This window comes from Streptomyces sp. NPDC006655 (genome assembly GCF_040703965.1).
In the GTDB taxonomy this organism is placed as follows: domain Bacteria; phylum Actinomycetota; class Actinomycetes; order Streptomycetales; family Streptomycetaceae; genus Streptomyces.
This window is the reverse complement of the sequence record NZ_JBEYJU010000193.1, coordinates 1-7,051: the sequence shown is the minus strand read 5'-3', so window position 1 is coordinate 7,051 and position 7,051 is coordinate 1. Positions and strand designations below refer to the sequence as shown.

Annotated in this window: 7 protein-coding genes; 4 read left to right on the top strand and 3 right to left on the bottom strand. The window is 72.7% G+C overall.

The genetic code is table 11. The features are described 5' to 3' along the window. Nucleotides 1-237: 237 nt before the first annotated feature. The gene (argG, locus tag AB0958_RS44045) at nt 238-1,686 is read right to left on the bottom strand and encodes an argininosuccinate synthase (protein WP_366896108.1); all 1,449 of its coding nucleotides are present in this window, start codon (nt 1,684-1,686) and stop codon (nt 238-240) included. 156 nt (nt 1,687-1,842) lie between these two features. On the opposite strand from argG, the gene AB0958_RS44040 reads away from it, so the two are divergent. Continuing rightward, nucleotides 1,843-2,442, top strand: coding sequence for a PadR family transcriptional regulator (locus tag AB0958_RS44040; protein WP_366896107.1), 600 nt, complete (start codon nt 1,843-1,845; stop codon nt 2,440-2,442). A 79-nt stretch (nt 2,443-2,521) separates the two neighbouring features. Here the strand turns inward: AB0958_RS44040 and AB0958_RS44035 are convergent, their stop codons facing one another. Next, nucleotides 2,522-2,950 carry an SRPBCC family protein gene (locus AB0958_RS44035; protein WP_366896106.1) on the bottom strand — a complete coding sequence of 143 codons (429 nt, stop codon included), beginning with the start codon at nt 2,948-2,950 and terminating at the stop codon, nt 2,522-2,524. 281 nt (nt 2,951-3,231) lie between these two features. Between AB0958_RS44035 and AB0958_RS44030 the strand changes: the two genes are divergently transcribed. Both AB0958_RS44030 and AB0958_RS44025 read left to right on the top strand, forming a co-directional pair. Continuing rightward, nucleotides 3,232-3,804, top strand: coding sequence for a Clp protease N-terminal domain-containing protein (locus tag AB0958_RS44030; protein WP_366896105.1), 573 nt, complete (start codon nt 3,232-3,234; stop codon nt 3,802-3,804). 46 nt (nt 3,805-3,850) lie between these two features. Continuing rightward, nucleotides 3,851-4,879, top strand: a complete 1,029-nt coding sequence (locus tag AB0958_RS44025) for an EamA family transporter (protein WP_366896104.1) — start codon at nt 3,851-3,853, stop codon at nt 4,877-4,879. Nucleotides 4,880-4,906: 27 nt separating this feature from the next. On the opposite strand, the gene AB0958_RS44020 is transcribed toward AB0958_RS44025, so the two are convergent. After that, complete coding sequence (locus AB0958_RS44020) at nt 4,907-5,596, bottom strand: pyridoxamine 5'-phosphate oxidase family protein (protein ID WP_366896103.1); 690 nt, start codon at nt 5,594-5,596, stop codon at nt 4,907-4,909. 36 nt (nt 5,597-5,632) lie between these two features. On the opposite strand from AB0958_RS44020, the gene AB0958_RS44015 reads away from it, so the two are divergent. Then, a complete protein-coding gene (locus tag AB0958_RS44015) occupies nt 5,633-6,964 on the top strand; it encodes an aminotransferase class I/II-fold pyridoxal phosphate-dependent enzyme (RefSeq protein ID WP_366896102.1) in 1,332 nt (443 codons plus the stop codon). Nucleotides 6,965-7,051 lie beyond the last annotated feature (87 nt).

Sequence of the window (7,051 nt, the reverse complement as noted above, 5' to 3'; positions counted from 1 at the left end):
GGAGCCACCTGGCCCGCCACCCCGTGCGTCGAGCGTGCGTGCCGGGCGTCGCGACGCCGCGGAGATCCATCAGAAGGGCCCTAGGCCCGCCGACCCGCCGATCCCCAAGGCCAATTCGCGACCCCTGGCCCGATTTCCCCCATGAGGCCGAGCCGGTGCACCCGGCAGGGGCGCTGGAGGCACTCCTGACGACCAAGGGCCGACCCCTGAGGAGTCGGCCCTTCTCGAACGGGTCGCTCAGTCCGTGCCCAGCTCCATGGCGGCCCGGTCCAGCAGCTCGTCGGCGTCCGGCGCGGCCTCTCCGCGGGACGCGATCGCCTCGGCGCCGCCCTCCGGCATGGTGCCGATGAGCCCGGTCGCCGCGGCCTGCGCGGCTCCGATCGCCGGGTTGGCGGAGCCGATCAGACCGAGCCCCGCGTACTGCTCCAGCTTCGCGCGGGAGTCGGCGATGTCGAGGTTGCGCATCGTGAGCTGGCCGATCCGGTCCACCGGGCCGAACGCGGCGTCCTCGGTGCGCTCCATCGACAGCTTGTCGGGGTGGTAGCTGAAGGCCGGCCCCGTCGTGTCGAGGATCGAGTAGTCCTCGCCGCGCCGCAGCCGCAGCGTCACCTCACCGGTGACCGCAGCGCCGACCCACCGCTGCAACGACTCCCGGATCATCAGCGCCTGCGGGTCCAGCCACCGGCCCTCGTACATGAGACGTCCGAGCCGCCGGCCCTCGTTGTGGTACTGCGCGAGGGTGTCCTCGTTGTGGATCGCGTTGACCAGCCGCTCGTAGGCGGCGTGCAGCAGCGCCATGCCCGGCGCCTCGTAGATCCCGCGGCTCTTCGCCTCGATGATGCGGTTCTCGATCTGGTCCGACATGCCGAGCCCGTGCCGGCCGCCGATCGCGTTCGCCTCCATGACCAGCTCGACGGCGGTCGCGAACTCCTTGCCGTTGATCGTCACCGGCCGGCCCTGGTCGAAGCCGATGGTCACGTCCTCGGGCAGGATCTCGACCTCGGGGTCCCAGAACCGGACGCCCATGATGGGGTCGACGGTCTCGATGCCGTTGTCCAGGTGCTCCAGGGTCTTCGCCTCGTGCGTGGCGCCCCAGATGTTGGCGTCCGTGGAGTACGCCTTCTCCGTGCTGTCCCGGTACGGCAGCCCGTGCGCGAGCAGCCACTCCGACATCTCCTTGCGGCCGCCGAGTTCGGTCACGAAGTCCGCGTCCAGCCAGGGCTTGTAGATCCGCAGGTGCGGGTTGGCGAGCAGTCCGTACCGGTAGAACCGCTCGATGTCGTTGCCCTTGAAGGTCGAGCCGTCGCCCCAGATCTGGACGTCGTCCTCCAGCATCGCCCGCACCAGCAGGGTTCCGGTGACCGCCCGGCCCAGCGGGGTGGTGTTGAAGTACGCCCGCCCGCCCGAGCGGATGTGGAACGCACCGCAGGTCAGCGCGGCCAGGCCCTCCTCGACCAGCGCGGCCCGGCAGTCGACCAGGCGCGCGATCTCGGCACCGTAGGTGTGCGCACGGCCGGGCACCGAGGCGATGTCGGGCTCGTCGTACTGGCCGATGTCGGCGGTGTAGGTGCACGGGACGGCGCCCTTGTCGCGCATCCACGCGACCGCGACCGAGGTGTCGAGCCCGCCGGAGAAGGCGATGCCGACGCGCTCGCCGGCGGGAAGGGAGGTGAGGACCTTGGACATAGGAAGATTATGCATGAGACCGCATGGTCATGCAACGTCCCTGCTGAGGCCGTCGCTGCTCGCCGATGAGGGGTTGTCAAGGCGAGCGGTACCGATATATCGTTGAGGCATCGCGAACGATACGCGACAGATCAACGATGGAATGGAGTGGTTCCCATGCGTTCCCACGGATTCGAGCGTGGACATGGACATGGACGTGACGACCGCCGTGCGGCGTTCGGGCCCTTCGGCCCCGGCGGTCCCGGCTTCGGTCCCGGTGGGCCCGGTTTCGGACCGGGGCACTGGGGGCCGCGAGGGCGCGGCGGTCCCAGGGGGAGGGCGCGGCGCGGTGACGTACGGGCCTCGATCCTGGCCCTGCTGAAGGACCGCCCGATGCACGGCTACGAGATGATCCAGGAGATCGCCGAGCGCAGCGGCGGTGCGTGGAAGCCCAGCCCCGGCTCGGTCTACCCCACCCTCCAGCTGCTGGAGGACGAGGGTCTGATCGCCAGTGAGAGCGAGGGCGGCAAGAAGCTGTTCTCCCTCACCGACAGTGGCCGCACCGCCGCCGACGAGGGCCCGGACGCCCCCTGGGAAGAGGCTTCCCGCGGGGTCGACTTCGAGGCGCTCGGTGAGATCCGCCAGGCGGGCTTCGGTCTGATGGAGGCCTTCGGGCAGGTCTGGAAGACCGGTACGAAGGAACAGCGCGAGAAGGCGCTGGCCGTCATCAACGAGACCCGCAAGAGGCTGTACCTCATCCTCGCCGACGAGGACTGACCGGCGGTGCGTCCGGGTGCCCCGCGGATCTCTCCGCGGGGCACCCGGCGCGTGCGGGAGGCGCCGTGCGCGGCCCGGCTCAGGCCACCAGGCCGCTCAGCCTGCGCAGCGACTCGTTCAGCGCCGCCGTCGCCGAGTCCTTCAGCTTGCCCGCCATCAGCGACACGGCCGCGCCCGTGAACTCGCCGTCGATCCGCACCCCCGTCGCCTCCCCGTCCGGGGTCAGCGTGTAGCGCGTCGCGACGGTCACCGCCATCGGTCCCTTGCCGCGGATCGCCAGCACCCGGGCCGGCTCCAGTTCCTCGATGGTCCACTCGACCTCCGCCGGGAAGCCCATCAGCTTCATGTTCTCCTGGAAGGTGCCGCCCACCGCCAGGGTCTCGGGGCCACCCTTGGGGAAATTCGTGTGGGTCGCGTTCCACTCTCCGTACGCCGGCCAGTCGGTGAGCTGAGCCCACACCTTCTCGGCCGGTGCCTGGATGCGTGCCTCCGCGCTGACTTCGGCCATGGGGCCACCCCTTCGTGTCGGGCTACGGTGCGCGGAACGTAGCCGCAGGACCTCGAACATTCAATACTGATGAACCGTCAGAGAATGCCGCGGTCGCGGGCCGGGCGCATGTCGGCGCGCGGGCGGGGCCCAGGGCAGGACGGCGCGCGCCTTCGTGTCCGGACCGGCCTGATCTCATCCGTAAGGAGGAGATTCCGGTCCCCGCCGTCCACTCTGCGTGGGACGCGAAAATGCTTCCCCCCGCGGATGACTCGGACGCCCGGGATTGATGAGGTGGAGGAGTGCAACCCCGTATTCCCCGCCAGCCCGCACAGGACCAGGGCGGCATCCACGCGGACGACGACCCCGGACTCGGTGCCGAGCTGGCAGCGGTGGTCGCCGGTGCGCGGCGCCGGGCCGTACGGGACGGGGACCGCCAGGTCGACACAGCCCACCTGCTGCACTCCCTGATCGAGAACGACCTCGAGGTCCGCGGCGTCATCGGCGACGCGCAACTCGCCCGGCTGCTCGGCTACCTGGTCCAGCGCAGCATCGGCTACGGCCTGCGCTGGCAGAGCGGGGTCGAGGACTCCGGCGCGCTGCCGGCCCTCACGCCTCCCGAAGGCAAAGGGGACGGCGGCTGGTCCCCGGTGGCGGCGGCCGCGGTGGAGTACGCCCGCAGCCGCGCCCGGCGCCGGGGCGCCGCCCGCGCCCACGGCATCGACCTCCTCGCGGGCCTGGTGGGCGACCCGCAGTCGCGTGCCGTCGAGGTCCTGGAGCGGGCCGGTGTGGCCGTCCGGGAACTGGCCGTACGGATCGACGGGGACGAACGGCTGGGGGATCCCGGGCTGGAGAACCGCACGTCCAGCCGTTGAGACAGGTGCCATAGAGGGTGACGCTCATGTCGCCCCCTGGCATCATGTGCCGGTGCACACCACTGACAGCAGCCACCACGGAAAGGGCCCCGGGCTGTTCCTCGCCCTCGGTTCGGCGCTCGCCTTCGGCGGCTCGGGCGTCGCGGCCAAGCCCCTGATCGAGGCCGGGCTCGCGCCGCTGCACGTGGTGTGGCTCCGGGTGGCCGGTGCCGCCCTGGTGATGCTTCCGGTCGCCGTCCGCCATCGTGACCTGCCGCGCCGCCGGCCCGTGCTGCTCGCCGGGTTCGGCCTGCTCGCCGTCGCGGGCGTCCAGGCCTGTTACTTCGCCGCGATCTCCCGGATCCCCGTGGGGGTGGCGCTGCTCGTGGAGTACCTCGCTCCCGCGCTGGTGCTCGGCTGGGTCCGGTTCGTGCAGCGGCGGCCGGTCACCCGCGCCGCCGCGCTCGGTGTGGTCCTCGCGGCGGGCGGCCTGGCGTGCGTCGTGGAGGTGTGGTCCGGACTGCGCTTCGACGTCCTGGGACTGGTGCTGGCCCTGGGTGCGGCCTGCTGCCAGGTGGGGTACTTCGTGCTCGCCGACCACGGTGGGGGCGACGGGGTGGACCCGCTGGGCGTGATCGCGTACGGCCTGCTGGTCGGCGCGGGGCTGCTCACCGTGGTGGCCAGGCCCTGGGAGATGGACTGGTCGGTGCTGGGCGGCTCCGCGCGCATGAACGGGGTGGGCGTGCCGGCGGTGGCCCTGCTGGGATGGCTCGTGCTGGTCGCCACGGTCGTCGCGTACGCCACCGGTGTGCTGTCGGTACGGCGGCTGTCCCCGCAGGTGGCGGGGGTGGTCGCCTGCCTGGAGGCGGTGGTGGCGACCGTGCTGGCCTGGGTGCTGCTGGGGGAGCGGCTGGCTGTGCCGCAGGTGGTGGGAGGGATGGTCGTGCTGGCCGGCGCCTTCATCGCGCAGTCCTCGACTGCCGTACCCGAACCGGTGGTGGGCCGGCCCGCGGCCGGTGGGGAGGTGCGGGCGCGTGGGGGCCTGTCGCGCCCACGCGGCTCTGACCGCACGTCCGACCCGGTCCCGGGCCCCTGACGGGGGCGCGTCGACCCACTGCCCGGATCAGGCGTTCTTCAGGTACGGCGGGACCGCGATGTCCGCCTCCAGGTCGTCGTTGGCGATCGGTGCGTCGTAGCCCTTGCGCAGCGGTACCACGCCCGCCCAGTACGGGAGGCCCAGGTCCTCGGGCTCGTCGTGGGCGCCGCCCGTCCGGGTCTTCGCGGAGACCTCGGCCAGGTCCAGTCGGATCACCGCGGTCGCGGCCAGTTCCTTCTTGTTCGCCGGGCGGGAGTCGGCGGAGCGCCCCGTCACGACGTGGTCGACCAGGGCGTCCAGGGCGAGGCGGCGCTCCTCGGGGTCGGTCACCTGGTGGGCGATGCCGTGCACCACCACCGACCGGTAGTTGATCGAGTGGTGGAAGGCCGAACGGGCCAGCACCAGACCGTCGACGTGGGTGACCGTCACGCACACCGGGAGCCCGGGGTCGGTCTGCCCGGCCATGCGCAGCGGGCGCGAGCCCGTCGAGCCGTGCAGGTACAGCACCTCGCCGACCCGGCCGTAGAGCGTCGGCAGCACCACCGGCGCGCCGTCGCGCACGAAGCCGAGGTGGCAGAGGTAGCCCTCGTCGAGGATCGAGTGCACGAGCTCCCTGTCGTACGACGCCCGGTCCGCGGAGCGGGTGGGAACGGTGCGGTCGGTCCTGGGGTAGGCGGTGGGCTGGTGCGGCACGGTCCCCTGGACGGCGGTCTCCATTGCATTCCTCCATTGCACTAGTGCATAATATGCTTTGTGCTAGGAGAATATCGGATCGAGGGGCGTGGCGCAGCAGAGATTGCGGCCAGCGTCGAGCGCGCGGTGGGTTCCGGGGCGCTGGAACCGGGGGAACTGCTGCCCCCGATGCGGGAGTTGGCGTCCCGTCTCGGGGTGAATCCCAATACGGTGGCGGCCGCGTACCGCACCCTGCGCGAGCGTGGGGTCATCGAGACCTCCGGCCGGCGCGGCAGCCGGGTCCGGCCCAAGCCGGCCACCACCGGCCGCGACCAGATCGGCGTGGACCTGCCGGCGGGCGTGCGCGACCTGTCCTCCGGCAACCCCGACCCCGCGCTGCTGCCCGCCCTCGCACCGGCCCTGGCGGCCGTGGCGGCGGAGGTTGACCGTGCGCCGGTCCTCTACGGCGCCGACCCGGTCGAGCCGGAGCTGGAGCGGATGTCGCGCGCCGCGTTCGCCGCCGACGGCGTGCCCGGTGGCCCGGTCACCGTCACCTCGGGCTCCCTCGACGCCGTCGAGCGCGTCCTGCTGGCCCACCTCAAGCCAGGTGACGCGGTCGCCGTCGAGGACCCCGGCTGGGCCCGCATCCTCGATCTCGTCCCCGCGCTGGGCCTGCGGACCGTCCCGGTGGCGGTGGACGACGAGGGCCCGCGTCCCGGCGAACTGCGCCAGGCGCTGGAGTCGGGGGCCCGCGCCCTGATCGTCACGGCGCGGGCGCACAACCCGACCGGCGCCGCGGTGAGCGCCCCCCGCGCGCGTGCCCTCCGTGCCCTCCTGCGCGAACACCCGCACACCGTGCTGATCGAGGACGACCACGGGCACGGCATCGTCGACCTCCCCCTGCACCCGCTGGTGGGCGGCACTCGCCACTGGACCTTCCTCCGCTCGGTCGCCAAGGCCTACGGCCCCGACCTGCGCCTGGCCGTCATGACCGGCGACGAGGTCACGGTCGACCGGGTGCGGGGCCGCCAGCGCCTGGGGCCTGGTTGGGTGAGCCTCCTGCTGCAGCGCACGGTGGTCCGGATGTGGGCCGACGGCGCGGTGCACGGGCCGGAGGTGGCGGCGGCCTACCGGTCCCGCCGGGAACTGCTCGTCGACGCCCTGGCGGACCACGGCATCGAGGCCCACGGCCGCAGCGGCATGAACGTCTGGGTCCCGGTCCCGGACGAGACGGGGGCGGTGGCCCGGCTGCTGCACGAGGGGTGGGGGGTGTCCCCGGGGGCGCGCTACCGGATGGCGGCCCCGCCGGGCATTCGCATCACCGTCTCCACGCTGACCCCCGAGGAGACCGGCCGCCTGGCGGCGGCGGTGGCGGCGGCGGTGGGACCGGGGAGCGGGCGGGTGCTGGCCTAGGGCCCTTCTGATGGATCTCCGCGGCGTCGCGACGCCCGGCACGCACGCTCGACGCACGGGGTGGCGGGCCAGGTGGCTCCGCCACAT

Bases quoted from the DNA above. Each gene is read 5' to 3' on its own strand.
- AB0958_RS44040 (WP_366896107.1), top strand. From the start codon at position 1,843: ATGCGTTCCCACGGATTCGAGCGTGGACATGGACATGGACGTGACGAC.
- AB0958_RS44035 (WP_366896106.1), bottom strand. From the start codon at position 2,950: ATGGCCGAAGTCAGCGCGGAGGCACGCATCCAGGCACCGGCCGAGAAG.
- AB0958_RS44020 (WP_366896103.1), bottom strand. From the start codon at position 5,596: ATGGAGACCGCCGTCCAGGGGACCGTGCCGCACCAGCCCACCGCCTAC.
- argG (WP_366896108.1), bottom strand. From the start codon at position 1,686: ATGTCCAAGGTCCTCACCTCCCTTCCCGCCGGCGAGCGCGTCGGCATC.